General features: G+C 65.2%; 23 protein-coding genes. 9 read left to right on the top strand and 14 right to left on the bottom strand.

Features of this window, described 5'->3' with window-relative positions; all coding sequences use genetic code 11:
- Window positions 1–15: 15 nt before the first annotated feature.
- Window positions 16–603: a GNAT family protein gene (locus tag QW845_RS10600; protein ID WP_315717912.1), complete on the top strand. Its 588-nt coding sequence runs from the start codon at window positions 16–18 to the stop codon at window positions 601–603.
- Between the two features lie 142 nt (window positions 604–745).
- Window positions 746–1,363 (top strand): hypothetical protein, encoded by a 618-nt coding sequence (locus QW845_RS10595; protein WP_315801760.1) that lies wholly within the window; start codon window positions 746–748, stop codon window positions 1,361–1,363.
- Window positions 1,364–1,469: 106 nt separating this feature from the next.
- Here the strand turns inward: QW845_RS10595 and QW845_RS10590 are convergent, their stop codons facing one another.
- The 5 genes from QW845_RS10590 to QW845_RS10570 form a co-directional block, all read right to left on the bottom strand.
- The gene (locus QW845_RS10590; RefSeq protein WP_315801532.1) at window positions 1,470–1,961 is read right to left on the bottom strand and encodes an ATP F0F1 synthase subunit B; all 492 of its coding nucleotides are present in this window, start codon (window positions 1,959–1,961) and stop codon (window positions 1,470–1,472) included.
- Window positions 1,961–2,536: a F0F1 ATP synthase subunit B' gene (locus QW845_RS10585; protein ID WP_315801531.1), complete on the bottom strand. Its 576-nt coding sequence runs from the start codon at window positions 2,534–2,536 to the stop codon at window positions 1,961–1,963. The genes QW845_RS10590 and QW845_RS10585 overlap by 1 nt, the downstream gene beginning before the upstream one ends.
- A gap of 28 nt (window positions 2,537–2,564) precedes the next feature.
- Window positions 2,565–2,792 (bottom strand): F0F1 ATP synthase subunit C, encoded by a 228-nt coding sequence (locus QW845_RS10580; protein WP_006615622.1) that lies wholly within the window; start codon window positions 2,790–2,792, stop codon window positions 2,565–2,567.
- A gap of 40 nt (window positions 2,793–2,832) precedes the next feature.
- Window positions 2,833–3,576 (bottom strand): F0F1 ATP synthase subunit A, encoded by a 744-nt coding sequence (locus tag QW845_RS10575; RefSeq protein ID WP_315801530.1) that lies wholly within the window; start codon window positions 3,574–3,576, stop codon window positions 2,833–2,835.
- 88 nt (window positions 3,577–3,664) lie between these two features.
- On the bottom strand, window positions 3,665–4,042 hold the full coding sequence (locus QW845_RS10570; protein ID WP_315801529.1) for an AtpZ/AtpI family protein: 378 nt from the start codon (window positions 4,040–4,042) through the stop codon (window positions 3,665–3,667).
- A 287-nt stretch (window positions 4,043–4,329) separates the two neighbouring features.
- On the opposite strand from QW845_RS10570, the gene QW845_RS10565 reads away from it, so the two are divergent.
- The 3 genes from QW845_RS10565 to QW845_RS10555 all read left to right on the top strand — a co-directional run bounded on the left by QW845_RS10565 (window position 4,330) and on the right by QW845_RS10555 (window position 6,102).
- Complete coding sequence (locus QW845_RS10565; RefSeq protein WP_315801528.1) at window positions 4,330–4,953, top strand: 2-hydroxychromene-2-carboxylate isomerase; 624 nt, start codon at window positions 4,330–4,332, stop codon at window positions 4,951–4,953.
- Between the two features lie 102 nt (window positions 4,954–5,055).
- Window positions 5,056–5,610, top strand: a complete 555-nt coding sequence (locus QW845_RS10560) for a hypothetical protein (RefSeq protein WP_315801527.1) — start codon at window positions 5,056–5,058, stop codon at window positions 5,608–5,610.
- A gap of 24 nt (window positions 5,611–5,634) precedes the next feature.
- Window positions 5,635–6,102, top strand: coding sequence for a secondary thiamine-phosphate synthase enzyme YjbQ (locus QW845_RS10555; protein ID WP_315801526.1), 468 nt, complete (start codon window positions 5,635–5,637; stop codon window positions 6,100–6,102).
- Between the two features lie 106 nt (window positions 6,103–6,208).
- Here the strand turns inward: QW845_RS10555 and QW845_RS10550 are convergent, their stop codons facing one another.
- Window positions 6,209–7,879 (bottom strand): MFS transporter, encoded by a 1,671-nt coding sequence (locus QW845_RS10550; RefSeq protein ID WP_315801525.1) that lies wholly within the window; start codon window positions 7,877–7,879, stop codon window positions 6,209–6,211.
- 353 nt (window positions 7,880–8,232) lie between these two features.
- On the opposite strand from QW845_RS10550, the gene QW845_RS10545 reads away from it, so the two are divergent.
- Window positions 8,233–8,907, top strand: a complete 675-nt coding sequence (locus QW845_RS10545; RefSeq protein ID WP_315801524.1) for a response regulator transcription factor — start codon at window positions 8,233–8,235, stop codon at window positions 8,905–8,907.
- Between the two features lie 76 nt (window positions 8,908–8,983).
- Here the strand turns inward: QW845_RS10545 and QW845_RS10540 are convergent, their stop codons facing one another.
- Complete coding sequence (locus QW845_RS10540; protein WP_315801523.1) at window positions 8,984–9,148, bottom strand: hypothetical protein; 165 nt, start codon at window positions 9,146–9,148, stop codon at window positions 8,984–8,986.
- An 889-nt stretch (window positions 9,149–10,037) separates the two neighbouring features.
- Between QW845_RS10540 and QW845_RS10535 the strand changes: the two genes are divergently transcribed.
- Complete coding sequence (locus tag QW845_RS10535; protein WP_315801522.1) at window positions 10,038–12,083, top strand: acyltransferase family protein; 2,046 nt, start codon at window positions 10,038–10,040, stop codon at window positions 12,081–12,083.
- Here QW845_RS10535 and QW845_RS10530 read toward each other — a convergent pair.
- The 3 genes from QW845_RS10530 to QW845_RS10520 all read right to left on the bottom strand — a co-directional run bounded on the left by QW845_RS10530 (window position 12,077) and on the right by QW845_RS10520 (window position 15,302).
- Window positions 12,077–13,249 (bottom strand): hypothetical protein, encoded by a 1,173-nt coding sequence (locus QW845_RS10530; RefSeq protein ID WP_315801521.1) that lies wholly within the window; start codon window positions 13,247–13,249, stop codon window positions 12,077–12,079. The two genes, QW845_RS10535 and QW845_RS10530, sit on opposite strands and share 7 nt — an antisense overlap.
- A 228-nt stretch (window positions 13,250–13,477) precedes the next feature.
- Entirely contained in the window at window positions 13,478–14,290 is an 813-nt protein-coding gene (locus QW845_RS10525) for an alpha/beta hydrolase (RefSeq protein WP_315801520.1), read from the bottom strand.
- 40 nt (window positions 14,291–14,330) lie between these two features.
- On the bottom strand, window positions 14,331–15,302 hold the full coding sequence (locus tag QW845_RS10520) for an alpha/beta hydrolase (protein WP_315801519.1): 972 nt from the start codon (window positions 15,300–15,302) through the stop codon (window positions 14,331–14,333).
- Window positions 15,303–15,408: 106 nt separating this feature from the next.
- Here QW845_RS10520 and QW845_RS10515 point away from each other — a divergent pair, with 106 nt between their 5' ends.
- A complete protein-coding gene (locus QW845_RS10515; RefSeq protein WP_315801518.1) occupies window positions 15,409–16,320 on the top strand; it encodes a LysR family transcriptional regulator in 912 nt (303 codons plus the stop codon).
- A 146-nt stretch (window positions 16,321–16,466) separates the two neighbouring features.
- Here the strand turns inward: QW845_RS10515 and QW845_RS10510 are convergent, their stop codons facing one another.
- Window positions 16,467–17,018 carry a carboxymuconolactone decarboxylase family protein gene (locus QW845_RS10510; protein WP_315801517.1) on the bottom strand — a complete coding sequence of 184 codons (552 nt, stop codon included), beginning with the start codon at window positions 17,016–17,018 and terminating at the stop codon, window positions 16,467–16,469.
- Between the two features lie 93 nt (window positions 17,019–17,111).
- Here QW845_RS10510 and QW845_RS10505 point away from each other — a divergent pair, with 93 nt between their 5' ends.
- On the top strand, window positions 17,112–17,912 hold the full coding sequence (locus QW845_RS10505; protein WP_315801516.1) for an AraC family transcriptional regulator: 801 nt from the start codon (window positions 17,112–17,114) through the stop codon (window positions 17,910–17,912).
- Between the two features lie 30 nt (window positions 17,913–17,942).
- Here the strand turns inward: QW845_RS10505 and QW845_RS10500 are convergent, their stop codons facing one another.
- The 3 genes from QW845_RS10500 to QW845_RS10490 all read right to left on the bottom strand — a co-directional run bounded on the left by QW845_RS10500 (window position 17,943) and on the right by QW845_RS10490 (window position 24,251).
- Window positions 17,943–21,452: a PAS domain-containing hybrid sensor histidine kinase/response regulator gene (locus QW845_RS10500; protein ID WP_315801515.1), complete on the bottom strand. Its 3,510-nt coding sequence runs from the start codon at window positions 21,450–21,452 to the stop codon at window positions 17,943–17,945.
- Between the two features lie 301 nt (window positions 21,453–21,753).
- Window positions 21,754–22,983, bottom strand: a complete 1,230-nt coding sequence (gene hemA, locus QW845_RS10495) for a 5-aminolevulinate synthase (protein WP_315801514.1) — start codon at window positions 22,981–22,983, stop codon at window positions 21,754–21,756.
- Window positions 22,984–23,192: 209 nt separating this feature from the next.
- Window positions 23,193–24,251, bottom strand: a complete 1,059-nt coding sequence (locus QW845_RS10490) for an MBL fold metallo-hydrolase (RefSeq protein ID WP_315801513.1) — start codon at window positions 24,249–24,251, stop codon at window positions 23,193–23,195.
- Between the last annotated feature and the right edge of the window lie 59 nt (window positions 24,252–24,310).

Here is a 24,310-nt window from a genome sequence, read left to right as displayed (position 1 = left end):
GGGGGAGCATCACAGATGGCCCTGTTTCGCTTGCCATCCAACGGACCGGCTGCGCTGGCTCCGCGCGGCCAGGGCCTGCTGCTGCGTGCGCCGCAGATGGCCGATTACGCGCAATGGGCGCGGCTGCGCGAGATCAGCCGCGACTATCTCACGCCCTGGGAGCCGATCTGGCCGTCCGACGACCTGACGCGCTCCGGCTTCCGCCGCCGGCTGCGCCGCTATGCCGAGGACATCTCGGCCGACCGGTCCTATCCGTTCATCGTCTTCCGCGAGCAGGATGGCGCCATGCTCGGCGGCATCACGCTCGCCAATGTCCGCCGCGGCATCGTTCAGGCCGGCACCATCGGCTACTGGATGGGGCAGCCGTTCGCGCATCATGGCTACATGACGGCGGCGCTGCGGCTGCTGCTGCCGACCCTGTTCGGCGAGCTCAATCTGCACCGGGTCGAGGCGGCCTGCATCCCGACCAATACGCCGTCGATCCGCGTGCTGGAGAAATGCGGCTTCACCCGCGAGGGCCTGGCGCGTCGCTACCTCTGCATCAACGGGGTCTGGCAGGACCATTATCTCTACGGCCTGCTGCACGAGGATTTCCGGGGGTAGCAATCGTGATCGTGATCGCCGCGGGAGAGGCCGATCGGGGCTGGTTCCGGGCTCTGAAATGGGTATAGACGCCTTGGCTGGGCGACCGAGTTGCCGGGGATATCAGACGATGCGAGAGACGAGCGTGATCAGGGCTGGGACGTTGGCAGCCGTGCTGCTGGCCTTGGGAGCCGCGAGCGCGGCGCCGCCGGCCGCCGCCCAATCGCTGACCGACCGCTTCAAGAGCCTGTTCGGCGGCGGCTCGGACGACAAGGGGCAACAGAATCTGCCCGCCAGCGGCGGACCGCCGGTCGATCCGACCGATGGCCTGACCTGTCCGCCGGTCAATATTCGCGCCGGCGCCTCGACCTACGCCGTGGCCGCGCCCGGCAAGCAGGCGGTCGGCAACGACGTCCGGTTCCAGGCGTCGATCACCAAGACCGCGCGTGAATGTAATCTCAACGGGGCCGAGATCACCGCCAAGATCGGCATTCAGGGGCGCATCGTCGCCGGCCCCGCGGGCGCGCCGGCGAGCGTCGACATTCCGATGCGCATTGCCGTGGTCCAGGGCGGCATCGGCGAGAAGGTGATCGCGACCAAGTCGTATCGCACCACGGTGCAGATGACCGAGGACGGCAGCGTGCCGTTCACGATCGTCGCCGAGGACATGGTCTATCCGGTGCCGCCGCCCGGCGCCAATGCCGACAATTACGTCTTCTACATCGGCTTCGACCCGCAGGCCCTGACCCCGGAGCGGCCGCACGGCAAGAAGCGGAGGTGACGATTGCCCTTGCGCGAAGCGGTCGCCGGAGAGTGTGAATAGCAAAAGGCCGGTGCGATGGAATCGCACCGGCCTTTTGAAGATGATGGATGAGATGGGCTGCCGCTCAGTTCAGCTTGCGGCCGACTTCGGCGATGCCCTTGGCGACGAGGTCTTCGCCAAGAGCGCCCTTGACCGACTGAGACAGCACGGTCGCTGCCGCCTGGACGGCGGCCTCCGCCGCAGCGGACCTGACGTCGGCGAGAGCCTGGGCTTCGGCGAGGGCGATCTTGCCCTCGGCGGCCTTGGTGCGACGGGCGACGAAGTCTTCCATCTTGGCCTTGGCCTCCGCCGCGATGCGCTCGGCTTCCGCCTTTGCGCTGGTGACGATCTCCTCGGCCTCACGCTCGGCGCTGGCGCGGCGGGTCTTGTAATCGGCGAGCACCTTGGCCGCCTCTTCCTTGAGCCGCTTGGCCTCCGCCAGCTCGTTCCTGATGCGCTCGGCGCGGTGGTCGAGCGCCGTCAGGACCATGCGGTGGACACCGAGATAGGCGAACAGGCCCATCAGGATCACGAAGGCGATCGCGACCCAGGTTTCCGGATCAGCAAGCAAATGCATCAGGCTGTTCCCTTCAACGATGCATCCACCGCAGCCTCGACCGTCTTGGCTGCGGGGGCCTTGCCGGTGAGCTGCTTCACGATCGCGCTGGCTGCATCTGCGGCGATGCCGCGGACATTGCTCATTGCGGTCGTGCGCGTGGTGGCGATGGATGCCTCAGCCGCCGCGAGCTTGGCTGCGAGGCTGTCTTCCAGCGCCTTGCGCTCGGCGTCCGAAGAGGCCGCGAGCTTCTCGCGAGTCTCGGCTCCGATCGCCTGGGCACGGGCACGAGCCGTCGCCAGCTCGCTCTCATATGCCTTCATCGCGGCTTCGGATTCATCCTTCAGCCGCTGCGCTTCAGCCAGATCGCCGTCGATCGACTTCTGGCGGGCGTCGATGACGGCCCCGACCTTCGGCAGCGCCACACGCGAGACGATCACGTACAGCGCCACGAAGGCGATCACCAAGGAGACGATCTGGGAGGGAAAGGTTTCCTTCGAGAACGGAGGGAAACCATGCCCGCCATCGGCCTCCGTATGGGCGCTTGCGGTGCCCTTGGCCTCGCCGCCCTTGGCCTCGCCATGACTTTCAGCCACGGGCTTCTCCTGTCCGGCTCAGGCCGTCTTAGACGGCGTACAGCAGGAGCAGCGCGATCAGCAGCGAGAAGATGCCGAGCGCTTCGGTCACCGCGAAGCCGAAAATCAGGTTGCCGAACTGGCCCTGGGCGGCCGACGGATTGCGCAGAGCGGCCGACAGGTAGTTGCCGAAGATGATGCCGATGCCGGCACCCGCGCCACCCATGCCGATGCAGGCAATGCCCGCGCCAATGTACTTCGCTGCAACCGGATCCATGAAACGAACTCCTTTGAGGGGTTTGGTAGAGAGGGCCGGATCAGTGGCCCGGATGGATAGCATCGTTGAGATAGATGCAGGTGAGGATCGTGAAGACGTAGGCCTGGAGGAACGCGACCATCAGCTCGAGGCCGGTCAGCGCGACCGTGAGGCCGAGCGGCAACAGCGCGCCGACCTTGCCGACAAAGCCGAGCGCACCGAGCATGGTCACGAAGCTCGCGAACACCTTCAGGGTGACGTGGCCGGCCAGCATGTTGGCGAACAGACGGACGCTGTGCGAGATCGGACGGGAGAAGAAGGAGATGATTTCGATCACGACCACCAGCGGCAGGATCACCGCGGGGATGCCGGAGGGGACGAACAGCTTAAAGAACTTCAGGCCGTTCTTGTAGAAGCCGTAGATGATGACCGTCAGGAACACCAGCAGCGCCAGCGCGAAGGTGACGATGATGTGGCTGGAGACGGTGAAGGTGTAGGGGATGATGCCGACGATGTTCGAGACGAAGATGAACGTGAACAGCGAGAACACCAGCGGGAAGAACGTCATGCCGTGCGAGCCGGCGCTGGTTCTGATGGTGTTGGCGACGAATTCGTAGGACAGCTCGACCACCGACTGGAACCGGCCCGGCACGAGCGCGCGCCCGGCGGCCATCATCATGACGGCGATCAGCACGACCGCGAGCAGCATGTACGCGGACGAATTGGTGAAGGCGATCTCCTGATTGCCGATGTGGCCGATCGTGAAGATCTTGTTGAGGTGGAATTGATGGATCGGATCGATCATCCGCGTGGCGTCTCAGTTGTTCACCGGCCACGCCGGCGCTTTGCAATTCACTCGTTGGTCTTCCGCGCCGAGGTCTTCCGCGCATGTCTCACTGGCGGGGCCTGTCGGGAGCTATGCCTGCGGATCTCACCACGTTCAACACGCCGGCCGCGAAGCCGAGCAGGAAAAACACGATGAATCCAAAGGGCGATGTCGACAGCAAGCGGTCGAAGCCCCAGCCAAGCACCGCACCGACGAGGACACCGGCGATCAACTCGGAGGACAGTCGCAGGCCACGCGCCATGGCCGAAGCCCGGGCTGCAGTGTCACCGCCGCCGTTTCCAGGTTGATCAGCCCCGATCTTTCGGCCGTCGCGAAATTCGGACAACCGTTGGTCGAGACTTCCGAGCCTTGCGGAAAGCGCAACCTCATCGGGCGACTTGTCGCGATCCCCGTGTCCGCCGCTCTCGTTCGTGCCATCCGCCATGTGCTTATCCGCCATGTGTGGAGACCCGATCCGTTGCCGCGAGTGTCAGGAAATAGCGCCCCATCGCCCTTTAAAGCCGCGCGGACCATACTGACCGCATCCCCCCAAGTCAAGATTGCGTGTTGAACTGTTAGATGCCTGATTCTGCTCGTCTTCTCGGCTTTTTCGTCAGATCGGTCGCGCGTGTCACCGCGCCGCATCAACAGTGTTCTGTGCAACTGCGATCTTGCCCCTGTCAGGGCCCTCTGATCCGATGTCGCTGAACTCCAACCAGCACGGGAACCCGCATGTCGCGCCAGATCGATTACTATTTCTCGCTGCAGTCGCCATGGGCCTATATCGGCCACCGGCTGTTCCGCGACATCGCCGCGAGCCACGGCGCGAGCGTCAACCTCAAGCCGGTCATGCTGGTGGATCTGTTCGCCGAGACCGGCGGGCTTCCGCTGGCCAAGCGCCATCCGGCGCGGCAGCGCTATCGCATCGTCGAGCTGAAGCGGTGGCGCGACAAGCGCGGTCTCGATTTCCACATCCAGCCGAGCAACTGGCCGTTCAATGCCCGGCTCGCCGACGGCGTCGTCATTGCGGCGCAGCAGGCCGGCCTCGATCCGGAGCCCTATCTGCAGCGCGCCTTCCCGGCCATCTGGGAGCAGCAGCTCAATCTTGCGGATGCCGAGGTGATCGCCGGCCTGGCCGATGCAGCCGGACTGCCGGGCTGCGATCTCGTGACGCAGGCGGCGAGGGACGTGGTCGGGGCGGCCTACGAGCAGAACCGGCAGGACGCGATCGCGGCCGACGTGTTCGGATCGCCGGCCTACGTGCTGGATGGCGAGATATTCTGGGGGCAGGACCGGCTCGAACTGCTGGCGGACGCGTTGAAATCCGGTCGCTCCGCCTATACGTCCGAAACATAGGTGCGGCCTGTGGCAGCGGATCGCACCTGAGGCAACGTCATGGCCGCGACACAATGTCGGCGTGCATGGCGGCGGTTGCGAATGCGCCTGGGAGAGCCAGCCATGAGTCTCACGAAGCCCTACCGGCCGCCGCTCCTCGCGCTGCTGGCGTTGAGCTGCCTGGGCGGAGAGGCGTTTGCGGTCGAGGACACAACGCCTGACGGCGACAAGGGACGCTACACGATGTCGACGACATCGGACGGCGTGATCCGGCTCGATACCAAGACCGGTGCGGTCTCGATGTGCAACAACAGCGGTGGATCGGGCTTTGCCTGTTACGCGGTGCCTGATGAGCGCGCCGCGCTGGACGCCGAGATCGGCCGTCTGCAGGCGGAGAATGAAAAGCTCAAGGGCCAGCTCGCGTCGCGCGACCAGAGCATCTCCGGCAAGATCGACGAGCCGCTGCCGAAGGACCAGGCGCTGCCCAAGTCCGATCAATTGAAGAAGGCGGAGCCTCGAGCCGGAGAGTCGAAGTCTGCTGACGGAACGCGAAAGCTCGAGATCCCGCTGCCCAGCGACCAGGACATGGACCGCATGATGGGGTTCCTCGAGCAGGCGTGGCGGCGGCTGCTCGACATGGCGACGCGGGTGCAGAAGGACGTCTCGGGCAGGATCTGAGACCGCTTCGAGGAGGCTGCATCCATGTCGGCACGATCGGCCTCGCGCACGGCACCTTCGGTTGTTGCGATCGATACGGTGGTGACGTCGATCCTGACGGTGCAGACTTCGGGCCGCGGCTTCACCGATCTCACGCGCGAGGTCGAGGCATTCCTGCGTGAAGTCTCCGCCAGGGAAGGCGCGGTGACCCTGTTCGTTCGCCACACCTCGGCGTCGCTGACGATCCAGGAGAATGCCGATCCCACCGTGCTGCACGATCTCACCACGGCGCTGGCGCGGCTGGCGCCGGAGGATGCCGGCTGGGTGCACGACACCGAGGGGCCCGACGACATGCCGGCGCACATCAAGACCATGCTGAGCTCGGTCTCGCTGCAGGTGCCGGTGCAGGACGGCCGCATGATGCTCGGCACCTGGCAGGCGCTCTATCTGATCGAGCATCGCGCGCGTCCGCATCGGCGCGAGCTGGTGTTGCAGTTCATCGGCGCGGCCTGAGGCCATAAAGAGAAAATCCGTGGGTCTGAAATGCGGAACGGCCGCGGAGTGATCCGCGGCCGTTCGCTCGGAGGAGATGCGGGCGGGGTCGCCGCCCGCGTCCTGATCAGTGCTGCTGGATGTCGACGTCCTTGGTCTCCGGCAGGAACAGGAAGCCGACGACCGCCGTGATCACCGCGAAGAAGATCGGGTACCACAGGCCGGCATAGATGTCGCCGGTCGAGGCCACGATCGCGAAGGCGGTTGCCGGCAGCAGGCCGCCGAACCAGCCGTTGCCGATGTGGTAGGGCAGCGACATCGAGGTGTAGCGGATCTTGGTCGGGAACAGCTCGACCAGCATCGCGGCGATCGGGCCGTACACCATGGTGACGAAGATCACCAGGATGAACAGCAGGCCGATGATCGCGGCGACCTGCGGACGGAAGACGTCGAACGGATGCGCCATCTTCACGATCGACGGATCACCCGCCTTCGGATAGCCGGCCTGGCCGATCGCGGCCGTCAGCGCCGGGTTGCTGGTCTTCGCATCGGTGTAGGGCACTTCCTTTCCGTTGAAGGTGACCTTCACGCCGGAGCCGGCCGGACCATAAACGGTCGAGTACTTGACCGAGGACTGGGCCAGGAAGGCGCGGGCGGTGTCGCAAGGCGCGGTGAAGACGCGGGTGCCGACCGGGTTGAACAGATCGCCGCAGCCGGCGGGATCAGCCACCACTTCCACCTTCGTCGCCTCGATCGCCTTCTCCAGCGCCGGGTTGGCGTTGGTGGTGATCATCTTGAAGATCGGGAAGAAGGTCAGCGCCGCGATCAGACAGCCGCCCATGATGATCGGCTTGCGGCCGATCTTGTCGGACAGCATGCCGAACACGATGAAGAAGCCGGTGCCGAGCAGCAGCGACCAGGCGATCAGCAGGTTGGCGGTGTAGCCGTCGACCTTCAGGATCGATTGCAGGAAGAACAGCGCGTAGAACTGGCCGGTGTACCAGACCACGCCCTGGCCCATCGTGGCGCCGATCAGCGCCAGCAACACGATCTTGGCGTTGCCCCAGTTCGCGAACGCTTCCGTCAGCGGCGCCTTCGAGCTCTTGCCCTCGTCCTTCATCTTCTGGAACACGGGCGATTCGTTCAGGCGCAGACGGATCCAGACGGAGACGCCAAGCAGCAGCACCGAGACCAGGAACGGAATGCGCCAGCCCCATTTGGCGAAGTCGGCCTCGCCGATGATGGTGCGGGTGAACAGGATGACCAGCAGCGACAGGAACAGGCCCATCGTCGCCGTCGTCTGGATGAAGGATGTGTAGTAGCCGCGCTTGCCCATCGGGGCGTGCTCGGCGACATAGGTTGCGGCACCGCCATACTCGCCGCCGAGCGCGAGGCCCTGCAGCAGGCGCAGGCCGATCAGGATCACCGGCGCCGCGAAGCCGATGGTCGCGGCGTTCGGCAGCAGGCCGACGATGAAGGTCGACAGGCCCATGATCAGGATCGTGACCAGGAAGGTGTATTTGCGGCCGACGATGTCGCCGATGCGGCCGAACACGATGGCGCCGAACGGACGCACCAGGAAGCCGGCGGCGAAGGCGAGCAGTGCGAAAATGTCGCGGGTGGCCGGCGGATAGTCGCTGAAGAACTGCGCGCCGATGATCGAGGCCAGCGACCCGTAGAGATAGAAGTCGTACCACTCGAAGACGGTGCCGAGAGAGGAGGCCAGAATGACGAAGCGTTCGTCCTTCGTCATGCCTCCAGCTCTCGCTTGTGTGGCTACCATTGTTGACATCGGCATTCGCTCCCCATGATTGTTGTGATGATGGCTTTCGCCTCCGCATGCCGGACTTGGACGGCGCAGGTCGCGGAGACCTTGCTCTTCAGTAACATTGCAGTGAAACCCGCCCCAATACGACTTTCGGCTCTGCCCTCTGCGGCGCGCGGGAAAGATGGGGACATTGCGGCGGATCAAGTTCGCTGAGCGGCCGTCGCGCTATCGATGTTGCGTTGCACAAGGTTCGGATTAACCGCCTTCCCTGCAAGTGGAATTGCACGCTTGCATGCAACCGGTGGCCGGGCGAGTATTTTACGGAAAACCGGGCGCGTGCAGTTGCAGCATGTCGTCGGTCTCGCAAGGTCAAGTCTGGATTCATGGCGGCTGCCAGCACTCATCTCGTCATTGCCGATGATCACCCGTTGTTCCGCAATGCCTTGCGGCAGGCAGTCGCGAGCGTGCTCGCGGAGGCCGTGGTCGACGAGGCCGGCTCGTTCGAGGACCTCACCGCTTTGCTGGAAAAGGATTCCGAGGTCGATCTGGTGCTGCTCGACCTCACCATGCCCGGCATCTCCGGCTTCTCGGGCCTGATCTATCTGCGCGCGCAATATCCGGCGATCCCGGTCGTCATCGTGTCGGCGAGCGACGACGGCGCGACGATCCGCCGCTCGCTCGATTTCGGCGCCTCCGGCTTCATCCCGAAGCGGTTCGGCGTCGACACCTTGCGCGATGCCATCAAGAAGGTGATGGACGGCGAGGTCTGGGTGCCGCCCGACACCGACCTGGCCGCCGGCGCCGATCCTGAAATGACCAGGCTGCGCGACCGCCTGGTCACCTTGACCCCGCAGCAGGTGCGCGTGCTGATGATGCTGTCGCAGGGCCTGCTCAACAAGCAGATCGCCTACGAGCTCGGCGTCTCCGAGGCGACCATCAAGGCACATGTCTCGGCCATCCTGCAGAAGCTCGGCGTCGAGAGCCGGACCCAGGCGGTGATCGCCGCGGCGAAGATCGCGGGGAGTGCGTGGCGGCAGGACGTGCCGACGGGGAAGTGACGGTCGCATCGCGCTAGGTAGCGTCACCCCGGGCAGGCTGCTGTGCGGCGGCCACGTGTGATTGCCAAACGAGCTTTCAATTGGTTTGCTCGTCATGCGCGGGCTTGTCCCGCGCATCCACGTCGCGCATCGTGCGCCGAAATGCGTGGATGGCCGGGACAAGCCCGGCCATGACGACAATGAGGATTGTACGATTGCGCTCCGGCTCGGTGCGCAGCGTCGGCCGATCGTGTCGGACCATCCGTGGTCACGCATTGAACGACTGCGTTCAACTTCGGATCTCCTTTCGCGACACACCTTCTCAGCCTCGCGGCGCCATCGGCGTCCGAGCTTTGCTGATCTTTCGCCCTCTCGAAAGCAGAGGGCGCAGGGAAGGCCGGGCGCCGGCCGCGCCCGTGGCCCGCCTGCAGAAAAAAAGCAGGCGGCAGTCACCACAGGTCTGGCCGAACACGCCCGGCCCTCCCTGCGCGATGGTTTTGACGGCTGCTCCGAGCTCTCCCCGGGGACCGGCGTTCTTGCCCCCGTCATCCGCAACATCGTCGTCACGGACTTGGCATCAGCACCGGGATGCCAGGACCACACGGCTTGACCGTGCGCACCGGATCGTTCGTCCGCGAGACCTAAGCCCGCTGCGACCCGACGCGCCCACCGCATCCCGCGCCCCACGTTCGTGACGATCGCGAAGCGCCCCTCATGGCGGGCACGGGATGGCGCAACATGTATCATGATTTCTGGGAAAAAGAAATAAGATTCGACGGGCTGTGAATTTGTCGATCTGAATCGATAGCTGAACAGGACTGGAGTTCCGAGGACTCTTGGAGCCAGCGAACGCGCGCGGTCCTTGATCGCGCTCAAGCTGCGAGCAGCCGGTGGCTCTGCCGAGACGCGCTGGTGGGTTTGATCCGAGCATCGGCTGACGGCAAACGGCCGTCGCTGGGGACAACGGAGGCAGACGTAGAGGAGGAATAACTGACCGAGGTCCACAGGACTGGGTGCAAAAGGGGACATGAAAATGTCAGCGGCGTTTGAGCTTACGTCACCATTTCGGGTTTGATCGCCAAAAAATTGCAGATTAATGAGTTTGCTCGCGCCGGAAGTATTTGGGCGCGTGCGGAAGAGAGCGGGTCGTTATGCATTCACCAGCCGAGGTGCGCCACGCCAGGGACGCCGTCCATGGGCCTCTCTACCGGCCAGACATCGACGGATTGAGAGCTGTCGCCGTTCTCTCCGTGGTCGCCTTTCACGCCTTCCCTGGCACGCTCCGAAGCGGCTTTGTCGGTGTCGACATCTTCTTCGTGATATCGGGCTTCCTTATCACATCAATTATTCTCGGCGGGCTGGAAAGTGGCACATTCAGCTTTCAGGTCTTCTACGCCCGGCGGATCAAACGGATATTTCCCGCGCTCGCGCTCGTGCTAACCGCATCGTTAGCAGCGGGCGCGCTTCTGCTACTGCCAGACGATTTCCGTCTGCTCGGTAAGCATGTGGCCGCTGGCGCGGGCTTTGTTTCCAACTTTGCTCTGTGGCAGGAAGCCAACTATTTCGACGTCGCGGCAGACACCAAAATCCTGCTGCATCTCTGGTCGCTTGGCATCGAGGAGCAGTTCTATCTCGTGTGGCCGGCGCTGATCTGGATTGCCTGGCGGCTGCGCCTGAACCTGTTCACGGTTTTCGTCGCAATGTTCGCAGCTTCATTCGTCTTCAACATCAAGGCTACGCCATCCAACCCCGTTGCTGCATTCTATTCCCCTGGCGCCCGCTTCTGGGAGCTGGCGACGGGCAGCATTCTAGCCTATCTGGCATTTTCGACGCCGCGGGCGGCGCTGTGGATCGAAAATGGCCTCGCAACGGTGATAACGTCCGTTCTCTTCGAACGCGGCGGAGTGGATGAGAGAAAGTTCTACCGCGACTTCGTTTCGGTCGTGGCTATCGCGCTGATTGGTGCGTCAGTCCTCATGATCACGCGCCGACAAGAGTTTCCGGGCTGGTGGGCGCTGATGCCGGTTCTTGGAAGCTACCTGGTCATCCTCGCTGGGCCGGGGGCTTGGCTCAACCGGGTGCTCCTCTCAAATCCAGTCATGGTCTGGATTGGTCTGATCAGCTATCCATTGTATCTGTGGCACTGGCCGCTGCTGACTTTCGCGCGCATCCACTATGGAGCCTCGCCGCCCCCGCAGGCCGTCATCACGTTGTTGGTCGGTGCGTCAGTCGGGCTCGCGTGGGGCACCTATCAGTTTCTCGAGAAGCCCATACGGTCTGGCGAGCGGCGGGTCTGGATGGTGCCAGGGCTCGCAATGGCGATGATCGCCATCGGCGCATTTGGGCTCCTCGATGTCGCGATGCAGGGTTTCCCGGGCCGGATCAACGACGAGGACAAGCGTGAATATGCGGCGTATTTTTATGGCGGGTCGCCGCTGATCCAGGCTGAGGCTCAGGATATCATGCAGAACCGATGTAACTTTTACGCCTGGGATAGTCCGGTCCCCACGCTCGCGCCAAGAAAGGCCATCGATCCCAGTTGCTATATGCGGCACTCCGACAAGAGTGTGCTCATTATCGGGGATTCTAATGCTGCGGACCTATATTACGGGCTCAATGAAGTTCTTCCGAAAGATGTCTCGGTGCTGCTGATCCACAGTTCTGGCTGCCAGGTCAGTCCAATTATCGAGCACATCATAGAAACTCACCACTGTAACATGGCGAACTACTTTGCGCTGCGTCGGATCGAGATCGATCCGCCCGATGTTCTGTTGCTCTCATCGAACAACTCGTTCGACATCGAGTACATCCGCAAGTTTTCGATGATGGTGAAGGGGTATGGCGTCAAGAAGGTGCTCGTGCTTGGTCAGCGGCCGCATTGGAAGCGCTTTCTGCACAAGATCATTCTGGATGAGTATTGGAAGTCGACCCCGCGGTATATACCGGGTCACCTCGATGACGAGTTGATGTCGTTCACCAAAAAGTTTCAATCGCAGCTGAAGCGCGACGAGCCCTTCGACTTCGTGGACGAAATGCAAGCGTTCTGTAGCGCAGAGGGGTGCCTTGCTTTCCTCGGAGATAACCGTCGCGAAGGGCTGATCACGGCTGATACGGTTCACCTCCGCCCATTCGCCTCGGTCTGGTTGGCGCGCCAACAGCTAGCCCCCCTGATTTTGAGGTCTTTGGGTAGTCAGTAAGCTGAGTCGTACACTTTTCCGTTCTGCGTCATCAGTGGCACGCCGTCGCGCGTACCCGGGATAAAGCAGCCGAACTTCACGAGCAGGCCGTTGCCTCCGACAATGGATGGGCCCACCTTGCGATAGCCATCCCTCCTGGGGCAATTACCGATACGTAGCTGTTCGCTCCCGATGACCATAAACAATCGGTTGATGCTCGGCATGTCGCCCGACTCGTCCGCTATCGGCTCTATGCTGGCGCATCCTTGAGAGCTGCAGCCTAGCGTAAACCGCCCTCCGCCTTGCTCCATGCGCCAGACGATATCGAAATGACCGGCGACTTGGATTCCGCCATTGAAGGACGAGCCTGCCGTTGGACCGTCAAACGAAATAGCGATATCCTTGTCGCCAGATCCGTGAAAGACGAGCTTTCCTGAGCCGTCGAAAACTCCGTTGTTGTGTGCGAGCATTTGCGGTGTATTCGGGTTGTTGTCCCTATTGCAGTGCATCTCGATCTGCCCCTGCGGCCCAAATTGATCCGCCCATAGAAACAGCTCGCCATTGTCGCCTGCCGTAATGCACGTCGCTGCATGCACCAGCTTTATCGTTCCGTTTCCGTTCGGAGATAGCGCGATCAAATTGCTGCCCAGGGGCTGCCCACTAATGGCAACCGCGTCATCTTTGAAGGTTTGGCCGATGGTCGGCGCGATCGTTACGAGCGATTGGCGGGTGTCGAGGTCCTGCTGGATCAGCTGAACGGCGGTGGCGAGATACTTCACTGGCCTGCTGATGCCGTCGTTGCCATCATCGCCGTCATTATCGACGAGGATCTTCAAACTTCCATTCGGAACTTTGTATCGACCGGGCTTGCGCGTCGAAATCCAACGACCTTTGTAGCTTGTTATTCCGACCGACTGGTTTGGATAAAGCCGTGGGTTGATGTCTTGTGGGAAGTCGATCAAGAGCTTGCCGGCATCGGACTCTTCGTTGACGAGAACGATATCGCATCCATCTTCGATGCCAGTCGCCGCGGGAAGAGTAATTCGTATGTTTCCTCCGAACGCAATAATGTTCTGGTCGCACGCAAGCGGAAGGGGGCCGCTCCGACCGATAGTCCCTATAGGGCGTGACTGCGCGTTGAGGAGCGTGCCCGTAAGCACAATCAAGACGAAAAGAAATCGCCCCACCAAACCAAATCCAATCGGGAAATTTCAAATCTAGGATCAACTAACTTTCTAGGCTTTGTCTGGTAAGGTTCAACCATGGGCTGTGTCAACTGCCGCGATCTGCGTTTGGGTCGCCGACTTCGCTTCAACTCGGTCAAACCCGCCGTTTTTCGAGCCAGTTCCTCCTCCGGCCCTCTCAAGATCGTAGTCGTCGAGTGGACCCCCGCTAAAGTACGGAGTGGCCGAACGCTAAAGAAACCGCCCCACAAACCCCCGCGCCGTTTCCGCCACCTCGCGCCAGCCGCTGTCGATTGTCAGCGAGTGGCCGCGTTGCGGGAATTGGGCGAATTCGGTGACGGCGTGCTGGTTGCGCTTCTGCCGATCGTAGGCGGCGCGGGCGACCGAGGGCGGCACGGTGTGGTCGTGCTCGCCGGAGATGATCAGCAGCGGGCCGCGTTCGACGGCCTCGCTGTCGACGTGGGCCTCGGTCCAGGGATTGAGGTTGGCGGCCGCGGCCTGGAAGATCGGTCGGCCCGGGGCAGGCGCCTGGTAGGTTTCGTATAATGCGTCGCTCTCGGCTTCCGGCACGGAGTTCGCAAACGCGTAGCGGAATTGTTCGGGGGTAAGACTGACGTTGCGGTTGGCATTGAGCGGGTTCTGCAGGACCGGCCAGGCGGAGCGCAGCGCCGAGACGGGCAGCGGCAGCACGCCGCGGAATGGCGCCGGATCGATCGCGACCGTCGCCGCCGACAGCCCGCGGCCGGCGAGGATCTGCGCGATCAGGCCGCCGAAGGAATGGCCGATCACGGCGGGGCGCCGGTCGAGCGCGCCCGCGATCGCGGCGAAGTGGGCCGCCACTTCGCCAATGGTCTCGGGGGCGGCGGCACCGCCCACCTCCGCCGGCCAGCCGGGCGCCAGCGCGGCATAGCCCGCGGCGGCGAACATCTCGACCCAACGGTCCCACGAGCTGGGTTTCAGCCACAGGCCGTGGATGAAGATGACCGCAGGCTTTTGCGCGGCGTTGGCCGCGCCGATCGCATCATCGAGAGCGTGGGTCGACATGATCGGCGCCTTCTGCTGCGTTGGATCAGTTGCGCGAGGATCAGCGCGACGACGGCGTGGCGGCCGGCTGCCCGGTGAGGAAGGCGTCGATCGCAGCGACCGTCGCGGTGGGCTGCTCTTCCATCAGCCAATGGCCGGAGCCTTCGATGACCTGCTCCTGCACGTTGTTCGCGCCGGCCCGCGCCACCACCGCCATGGTCGGGCCGAAGGACGCCGCGCCGCCGATCGCCAGCACCGGCATCGTCAGCTTGCCATGGGCCGCGAGCCAGGCGCGGTTGTCGATGGCGTCCTGATCGAAGGCGGCGAACTGGCTGAAGCCGGCATGCATCCGCCCGGGGCCGGCATAGAGCTCCGCGTAGTGGACGCGCGCGGCCTCCGGGAAATGCGCAGGGTTGGCGGAGAACTCGTTCCAGAAGCGGTCGAGATAGATGCGCTCGCGCCCCGCCACCAGGCGCTCCATGTCGGGGCCGCCGAAGCGGAAGTGCCACAGCAGCGGGTTCTTGAGGATCTCCTCCCACGGGCCGATGCCCGGCACCGGCGCATCCATCAGCACCAGCTTGGTAACGCGGTCGGAATGCCGCGCTGCCAGCGCATAGGCGACCATGTTGCCGATGTCGTGGGCCACGACCTCGGCGGTGCGCGCGCCCAGCGCGTCCATGACGCCGGTGATGTCCTCGGCCTGGTTGGCCTTCTCGAAACCCTTGTCGGCGCGGGCGGAGAGGCCGAGGCCGCGCAAATCGGGCACGATCACGGTGTGGTTCTCGGCGAGCTTGGCGGCGAGCGGCACCCACATGTCGCCGGTGTCGCCATAGCCGTGCAGCAGCACCACCGCGGGTCCTGTGCCGCCGACGCGGACGTGGAGCGTGGTGCCGTTGGTCGGGATCTCCTGGTTGCGGAAGCTCTTCGGGAAATTGCCGGGCGCCTCGGTCGCGTCGGCGAGGGCGGCGCTGGTCAGCATCGTGAGCGCGGTGGCGGCGAGGGCGGTGTTTTGCAGCAGGCGGGGCAGGGTCATGACGGTCTCCGTAGGTTGCATCGTGTTGATGCACGCAAAGCTAGACGAACCCCAATCGCGGTATTAGAGGGTAGTGACGCCAAGGATTTTTGATCTGGACGCAAAGATGGTACTGGCCAGCGCGGACCGCGCCCGGGATCTCGAGGTGTTCTGCGCGGTCGCCGACAGCGGCAGCTTCTCGGCCGCGGGCCGGGGCCTCGGGCTGACGCCGTCGGCCGTCAGCCGCACGCTCGACCGCATCGAGGCGCGGCTCGGCGCGCGGCTGCTGCTGCGGTCCACGCGCGTGCTCACGCTGACCGCCGAGGGCCTGGCCTATCTCGCGGCCGCCCGCCGCATTCTCGCCGATCTCGACGAGGCCGAGCAGGCGATCGCGGATCAGGGCGCGCCGCGCGGGCGCATCCGGGTCAGCGCCGCGCTGTCGCACGGCCGCATCTGCATCGTGCCGTTGCTCGGCGAGTTCGTGCGGCGCTATCCGAACATCCTCGTCGACATCAATCTCAGCGACGGCCTCGTCGATGTGGCGGCGGGCCAGGCCGACGTCGCCATTCGCGGCGGTCCGCTGGCCGACAGCGCGCTCACCGCGCGGCGCCTCGGCGACAATGGCCGCACCATCGTCGCCTCGCCGGACTATCTGGCGCGCTGGGGCGTGCCGCAGACTCCGGAAGACCTCACCAACCACAACTGCCTGAACTTCAGCTTCCGCCGCGCCGAGCCGGTGTGGCCGTTCCGCCGCGACGGCGTCAACTATGCGCTGAAGCTGCGCGGCGCCGTCGAAGCCAACAGCGGCGACACGCTCAGCCAGCTCGCGCTCGATGGCGTCGGCATCGCCCGCGTCGGCGATTTCAGCCTCGGCAACGCGATCGCAGAGGGACGGCTGGTGCCGCTGCTCGAGGCGTTCAATCCCGGCGACAGGGAAGTCTTCCACGCCGTGTTCGTCGGCGGTCCCAACATGCCCGCGCGCGTGCGCGTGTTCGTGGACTATCTCGTGGAGCGGATGGGCGCGAGGGGAGAACCTTAGTTCTTGCCTCAAAGGATGTTCTGCGCCCCTCGCAAGCGACAGCGGCCGGGGTTTGCGCCCGGCCGCCGCGCCATGTTCGAGGATGCTCCGTCAACAGACGCTGTCAGATGCAGTGCGCGACGGCATGGATCGTCTGGGAGGCTTCCTTACCCAGCCGTCTGCAGGGTGAGCGCGACCTTCGGGAAGTCGATGTCGGTGTGCGCGGCGTTGTTGACGTAGTTCGTCAGCACGTTGATCGCGACGTTCGCGATGATCTCGATCAGCCGGCCATCGTCGAGACCCGCCGCGCGCGCCGTGGCGAGGTCGGCGTCGGCGACCTGTCCCTTGGTGTCGACGACGCGGCGCGCGAGGCGGGCGACGGCTGCGTCGATGGCGTCATCAGCGGTGCCTTCGCGAGCCTTGCGGAGGCCGTCCGGGCTGAGGCCTGCGCCCTTGCCCATCAGCGAATGGGCCGAGAGACAATATTCGCAGCCATTGGCCTGGGCGACCGCGAGCGCGACGATCTCGCGTTGCCTCGCGGTGAGCGCGCCCTTGGCGAGTGCATCGGAGAAGGCGATGTAGCCGTTCAGCGCGGCGCCCGACTGCGCGAGCGTCGAGAACAGGTTCGGCGTCATGCCGATCTTGGCCTTCACGGCGGACAGCGTGGCGACGACGCCGGCATCGGCGCTGACGGTGTCGACGGGAGCAATGCGGGGCATGGGAACATCCTTGGTGTGAGGTGCGGGCTTGCACGCCCCCTCCATGCCGGACTATGTGTGGCTTTAGGTGCCAGAAACATTGCAGATCGTCCCATGGACCCTTTTGCCGCGCTGTTTGCCCATGTCACGCCGCGGGCTCGGACCTTCTTCTCCGGCAACCTTTGCAACACCGTGGAATTCGGACCGGAGGGCCATCTGCACCTGTTCAAGGCCGGCGTGCTGACCCTGACCCAGCCGGGCGCAGACGACTTGAAACTGCACGAGCCGACCCTGATGTTCTTTCCGCGAGGACGGACGCATCGCTTCGTCGTCGATCCCGAGCGTGGTGCCGATCTCGTTTGCGCGACCGTCGAGCTCGGCGGCGCCGAGGGCAATCCGATCGGTGAGGGACTGCCCGAGCTCGTGGTGCTGCCGCTCGCCGGGCATCCGACGCTCACGCCGGTCTGCGACCTGCTGGTCGCCGAGGGGTTTGCCGATGGCGGCGGTCGGCAGGCGGCGCTGGACCGGCTGTTCGACTATCTGCTGATCCTGATCGTCCGCGACGTCGTCGCCAGCGGCGCGGTCGAGAGCGGCGTGCTCGCCGGGCTCGCTGACCCGCGCCTGGCGAAGGCGCTGACCGCGATCCATGACGCGCCGGGCCGGGCGTGGAGCCTCGAGGATCTCGCCGATATCGCCGGCATGTCGCGCACGCGCTTCGCCGATCTGTTCCGGGCGCGCGTCGGCCGAACGCCGATCGACTATCTGACGGCTTGGCGCATGACGCTGGCGCGGCAGCTGCTTGCCAAGGGCAAGTCCGTCAAGAGCGTCGCTTCGCAGGTCGGCTACGACAGCGCCGCGGCGTTCTCGCGTGTGTTCAGCCGGGTGTCGGGGCGCCCACCGCGGGAGGTGCGGTAGCCCGAGCGGCCGTTTCGCCGACCGGCGTTCCTACTCCGCCGCCACCATCTGCTGGATCCGCCACTGTCCCAACAACGCCCGCAGCGACGCCGGCTTCAGCGGCTTGTTGAGCACGGCGACGTTGTCGTCGCGGGCAGCGGCGCGGACGTGGGGGCTGCGGTCGGCGGTGATCAGGATCGCGGGCAGTGCCTCGTTGAAGCGGCGGCGGATGTCGCGGATGGCGGCGATGCCGTTGCCGCGGTCGAGATGGTAGTCGACGAGCAGGCCGGTGACGGCGCCATCGCGCGCCGCGATCGCCTCCATCGCGGACTCCGGATCAGGCACGGCGATCACCTCGGCGTCCCACGCCGTCAGCAGGGTCTTCATGCCGTCGAGGATCGCCGGATCGTTCTCGATGCAGACGATCAGGGCGCCCGCAATCGGCGTCGTCGCCAGCGGCGTCGCGCTGGTGACGGCGGCAGTGTGGTTGATCGCTTTCGCAATCGGCACCGTGACCGAGAACACCGAGCCGCGGCCGGGCCGCGAGTCCAGCGCGATGCCGTGATTGAGCACGCGCGCGATGCGCTCGACGATCGACAGCCCCAGGCCGAGGCCGCGCGCGATCCGCGCGCCCTGCTCGAGACGGTGAAATTCCTTGAAGATCTCGCCGCGCTTGACCGGGGGAATGCCGACGCCGGTGTCGTAGACGCCGATCTGCAGCGACTGGCCGTGGCGGCGGCAGCCGACCAGCACGCGGCCCTTGGGCGTGTACTTGATGGCGTTGGAGATGAAGTTCTGCAGCAGCCGGCGCAGCAGCAGGCGGTCGGACTCGACCGGCAGCGACGACGGCACGAACACCAGCTCCAGACCCTTGGCGCGCGCGGCGGGCGCGAACTCGATCTCCAGCGAGCGCATCAAATCGGCCATCTTGAAGCTCGACACCGAGGGCGTCATCGCGCCGGCATCGAGCCGGGAGATGTCGAGCAGCGCGCCGAGGATCTCCTCGATCGCTTCCAGCGAGTCGTCGATGTTCTCGACCAGGCGCGAATCCTCGCCGGCCGTCTGCCGCTCGACGAGGCTCGTCACGTAGAGCCGCGCCGCGTTCAGCGGCTGCAGGATGTCGTGGCTGGCCGCCGCAAGGAAGCGCGTCTTGGAGATGTTGGCGTCCTCGGCGGCGCTCTTGGCCAGCGCCAGCTCCGAGTTCAGCCGCGTCAGCTCCTCGGTGCGGTCGCGGACGCGTTTTTCCAGCGTCGCATTGGCGCGCTCCAGTGCCTCGGCGGCCTCGAACGAGGGCGTGACGTCGGTGAAGGTGATGACGAGGCCGCCACCCGGCATGCGGTTGGTGCGGACCTCGATCACCATGTGGCGGTCGGCGAGGCGTTCCAGATAAGGCTCGCCCTCGGTGGTGTAGGCGGCGAGCCGGCGCGCCAGCAGCGCCTCGCCGTCCTCATAGGTGGGCGCGCCGATCGTGCCCATGAATTCGAGGATTTCCTTCAGCGGGCTGCCGATCTGCACCAGATCCGGCGGCAGCCCGAGCAGGTCGACGAACTGGCCGTTGGAGCAGATCAATTGCAGATCGGCGTCGAACACCGCGATGCCCTGGCGCACATGGTTCAGCGCGGTCTGCAGGATCTCGCGGTTGAAATGCAGCGCGGCATGGGAATCGTCGAGCAGCTTGAGCGCGGCCTTGGCCGACACCGTGCGCTTGCGCAGGAGCAGCGACATCACCAGGCGCGACGACGCCGCGCCGATCGAGGAGGCGATCAGATGCTCGGCATGGCGCAGCAGCTCGAAATCGGCCGGCGCGGCCGGATCGAGCGGCAAGTTGCGCTGGGCGGCGAAGGCCTCGAACGAGGCGCGGGCGCGGTCAGGGCCGAGATATTGGCCGACCGTGCTCTGGATGTCCTGCACCGTCACGGTCGAGCGCCAGCGGCGGAAGCTCGGCGCGCTCGGCGTCAGCTCGGCCGGCACGAAGATGTCGGCCTGCAACAGCTCGATCGACGACGGCTGCCGCGCCAGGGACAGCACGATGTAGGTGAGCAGATTGAGCGACAGGCTCCACAGCACGCCATGCAGCAGCGGCGGCAAATCGGTGCCGAGCAGCGCCTGCGGCCGCAGCGCCTCGAGCCCGAACGGGCCGTGCTGCAGAAACAGGATGCCGGCGGTCGAGGTGTCGAGGAAGCTCGGGATGAACAGCGTGTAGAGCCAGACGGCGAAGCCGACCAGCATGCCGCCCATCGCGCCGCGCGCGGTCGCGCGCCGCCAGAACAGGCCGCCGAAGAAGCTCGGCGCGAGCTGCGCGATGGCGGCGAACGACAGCAGGCCGATCGCGGCGAGCTGGGTGTTACCGAGCGCGCGATAGTAGAAATAGGCCATCACCATGATGGCGAAGATCGCGATGCGGCGGGTGCCGAGCAGGAAGCCGGCGAAGTCGCGGCCGATCTCGCGCTGCTCCTGCTGGCGCTGCAGCACCAGCGGCACGACGATGTCGTTGCAGACCATGATCGACAGCGCGACGCATTCGACGATCACCATCGCGGTCGCCGCCGACAATCCGCCGACGAAGACCAGCACCGACAGCCATTGCGAATTGGCCTCGATCGGCAGCGCCAGCACATACATGTCGCTGTCGACGGCGCCGAACGGGAAGGTGATAAGGCCGGCGAGCGCGATCGGGATCACGAACAGATTGATCGCGACGAGATAGAGCGGAAACAGCCAGCGCGCGCGCGACACCTCGGCATCGTCGGCGTTCTCGACCACGCTGACATGGAACTGGCGCGGCAGCAGCATCGCGGCGCAGAACGACAGCAGGGTCATGGTCAGGAAGCTGCCGATGCCCGGCACGTATTCCAGCGCGCGCTCGGCCTCCGGCGATTTCATCGCCCGCTCGATCAGCTCGACCGGCGAGAACATCACGAAGGTGACGAAGGCGCCGGCGGCGATGAAGGCGACCAGCTTGATGATCGACTCGGTCGCGACCGCCAGCATCAGCCCGTGCTGGTGCTCGGTGGCGTCGGTCTGCCGGGTGCCGAACAGCACCGCGAAGATCGCCATCGCCAAGGTCACCATCAGCGCCATGTCGCCGACGATCGGGATATGGGCGAAGGCGCGGTCGTCGACCATGATGGTCTCGAGCGACGATGCCACCGCCTTGAGCTGTAGCGCGATGTAGGGCACCGAGCCGATGATCGCGATCAGCGCCACGGTCGCCGCCACCGCCTGGCTCTTGCCGTAGCGGGCGCCGATCAGGTCGGCGACCGAGGTGATGTTCTGCGACTTCGCAAGGCGGATGACTCGGCGCAGCAGCGGCGTGCAGGCGCCGACCATCAGGATCGGCCCGAGATAGATCGCGAGGAAGTCGACGCTGTTGCGCGAGGCGAAGCCGACCGAGCCGAAGAAGGTCCAGGACGTGCAGTAGATGGCGAGCGACAGCGGGTAGATCAGCCCGGCCAGCCGTGACGGCCGCCGTTCACCGGCCCGGTTGCCGCGGCTGGCGACCAGGAACAGGAACCCGATATAGCCGAACGCGGCCAGGATCACGCCCCAGTCGTGCAGCATGGTGTTTACGCGAACTCCTCGATCGCTCCGCCCCGGGAATTGGCCGCGAGCTTAGCGCTTTGGGGGAGGCGGGGCGATAGCTATCCCTCCGGCGCGCGGGGAATGACGAGGGCGTCCTTAAGCGCGATCGGTCTTGCTTCCCGCAGCGCCGGCCTGTTCCGTCTCACCTTCGCTCACCGCCCCAGTCGATGAGAGCCGACGTCCTCGCGGCCCGGCCGGTCTGCTCCCCTCCCCGCAAGGGGGAGGGGAGCGTACCGCCGTCGCGGGAACGTGCGCGGGCTCACCACAGCAAATCGAATAACTACTCCGCCGCCAGCGGCTTCTCGTGCAGCGCGAGTCCCAGGCGTTCCCAGACCTGCAGCAGGGCCTCGGCCAGGCGGTCGATCAGGCCGTCGTCGTGGTAGGGCGAGGGCGTGATGCGCAGGCGCTCGGTGCCCTTGGCGACCGTGGGGTAGTTGATCGGCTGGATGTAGATGCCGTGCTCTTCCAGCAGCAGGTCGGAGGCCTGCTTGCACTTCTCGGGATCGCCGACGAACAGCGGCACGATGTGGGTGTCGTTGGTCATCACCGGCAGGCCGGCGGCGTGGAGGACCGCCTTCACCCGCGCGGCGCGGTCCTGGTGGCGTTCACGCTCCCAGCTCGACGATTTCAGGTGCTTGATCGCAGCCGTGGCGGCCGAGCAGATTGGCGGCGGCAGCGCGGTCGTGAAGATGAAGCCCGGCGCGTAGGAGCGCACGGCATCGATGATCTCGCCCTTGGCGGCGATGTAGCCGCCGAGGCAGCCGAACGCCTTGGCCAGCGTGCCTTCGAGGATGTCGATGCGGTGCATGACGCCGTCGCGCTCGGCGATGCCGCCGCCGCGCGGGCCGTACATGCCGACCGCATGCACCTCGTCGACATAGGTCATCGCGTTGTAGCGCTCGGCGAGATCGCAGATCTCAGCCAACGGCGCGACGTCGCCGTCCATCGAATACAGGCTCTCGCAGGCGATCAGCTTCGGCCGGTTCGGGCCCGCGGCGATCAGCAGCTGCTCGAGATGGGCGAGATCGTTGTGGCGCCAGATCTGGCGCTCGCAGCCGGACTGGCGCACGCCCTCGATCATCGAATTGTGGTTCAGCGCGTCCGACAGGATCAGGCAATCCGGGATCAGCTTGGCGAGCGTGGCGATGCCGGTCTGGTTGGAGACATAGCCTGACGTGAACAGCAGCGCCGCTTCCTTGCCATGGAGGTCGGCGAGCTCGGCTTCCAGCTGCACCAGGGGATGATGAGTTCCGGCGATGTTGCGGGTGCCGCCGGCGCCGGTGCCGACGCGGGTGGCGGTCTCGACCATCGCGCCGACCACCTTCGGGTGCTGGCCCATGCCGAGATAGTCGTTAGAGCACCAGATCACGACATTGCGCGGTCCGTTCGGCGAGTGCCAGGTCGCATGCGGGAACCGGCCGGCGATGCGTTCGAGATCGGCGAAGACACGGTAGCGACGCTCATCATGCAGGCGACCGAGGGCGGCACTGAAGTACTGGCTGTAGTCCATCACGAAACCCGAACTGGCGCGCTGCAGTGCAGCATCTGAAGCGAAAACCTCGCGGCATGCGTGGCGTGAGGTCTTCTTAGAGCGTTTCCAGAGCGGCTGTCGAGCCGGAATCCCGCGGCGGGAATTGGGCGATTTGTCCAAGGGGGAGCTGATCTCGGCCGAACGGCGCCGGGATTGCGGCGCCGCGGCGGCGTTGCGGCCCCGCAGCCTCAGGTGGTGCGATAATGCAGGACGCCGTCGACGTCGCGGGCGGTCAGGCGGCCCTCGACCAGCATGTAGTTGACATGCGCGATCAGCTCGCCGGCGGCGAAGCCCATCTGGTGCGCATCGAGCACGTGCTTGTGGAACACGACCGGTACGAGCTGCGCCGAGGTCTTGGTCTCGTCGCGGCAGGCGTCCGCGATCATCCGGCAGCGCTCCTCATGGTGGTCGGCGAGCTGCTTGATGCGCGTCTTCAGCCCGTAGAACGGCACGCCATGCCCGGGCAGCACCAGCACGTCATAGGGCAGGGTGGTGGTGAGGCTCGCCAGTGACGCCAGATACTCGCCGAGCGAGTTCTGGTCGGGCTCGACCGCCCAGACGCTGACATTGGGCGAGATCTTGCTCAGCACCTGGTCGGCGGACAGGAACAGCTTGTCGGCGGCGCAGTACAGCATGACCTGGTCGAGCGCGTGCCCGCCGCCGGTGATGACCTTGAAGCGACGGCTGCCGATCTGGATCTCGTCGCCATGGGAGATGCGGCGGTAAGAGGCCGGCAGCACCGAGACGCGCTGCAGATATTCCTGGCCGCGGCCGAGCAGCTTGTCGGTCAGGGTCTCGTCCATGCCGTGACGGCGGAAGAACAGCCGCTGCGCGTTGCGCCGCTCCTCTGTGCCGCGGTTCTGGTGATAGACCGACTGCAGGTACTCGACCTGCGACATCACCAGCGGGCAGGCGAAGCGCTCGACGATCCAGCCGGCGAGGCCGACATGGTCGGGATGCGAATGCGTGACGATCAGCCGGGTGATCTTCACATGCTTCAGCGGGCCATCGAGCAGCCGCGTCCAGGCGGCGATCGACTCCTCGTTGCCGAAGCCGGAGTCCACCGCGACCCAGCCATCGCCGTCGGCGAGCAGATAGATGTTCACATGGTTGAGGCGGAACGGCAGCTTCAGGCGCAGCCACAGCACGCCGGGCGCGACCTCGACGACCTGGTCCTCACCGGGATGCTGCTCCCAGGGATAGCGCAGGGCCTCGGCGGAGGAGGGAACGGTGTCTGTCTTGGTCATGCCTCATCGATTAACGGCCGCCGCGGGCGAGCGCCAGCCGAAAAACGCGGTGGAAGCGG

It is taken from the genome of Bradyrhizobium sp. SZCCHNS3002, assembly GCF_032377435.1.
In the GTDB taxonomy this organism is placed as follows: domain Bacteria; phylum Pseudomonadota; class Alphaproteobacteria; order Rhizobiales; family Xanthobacteraceae; genus Bradyrhizobium.
Note: the sequence above shows the minus strand (reverse complement) of the source record. Positions and strands in the feature narration are given on the sequence as shown.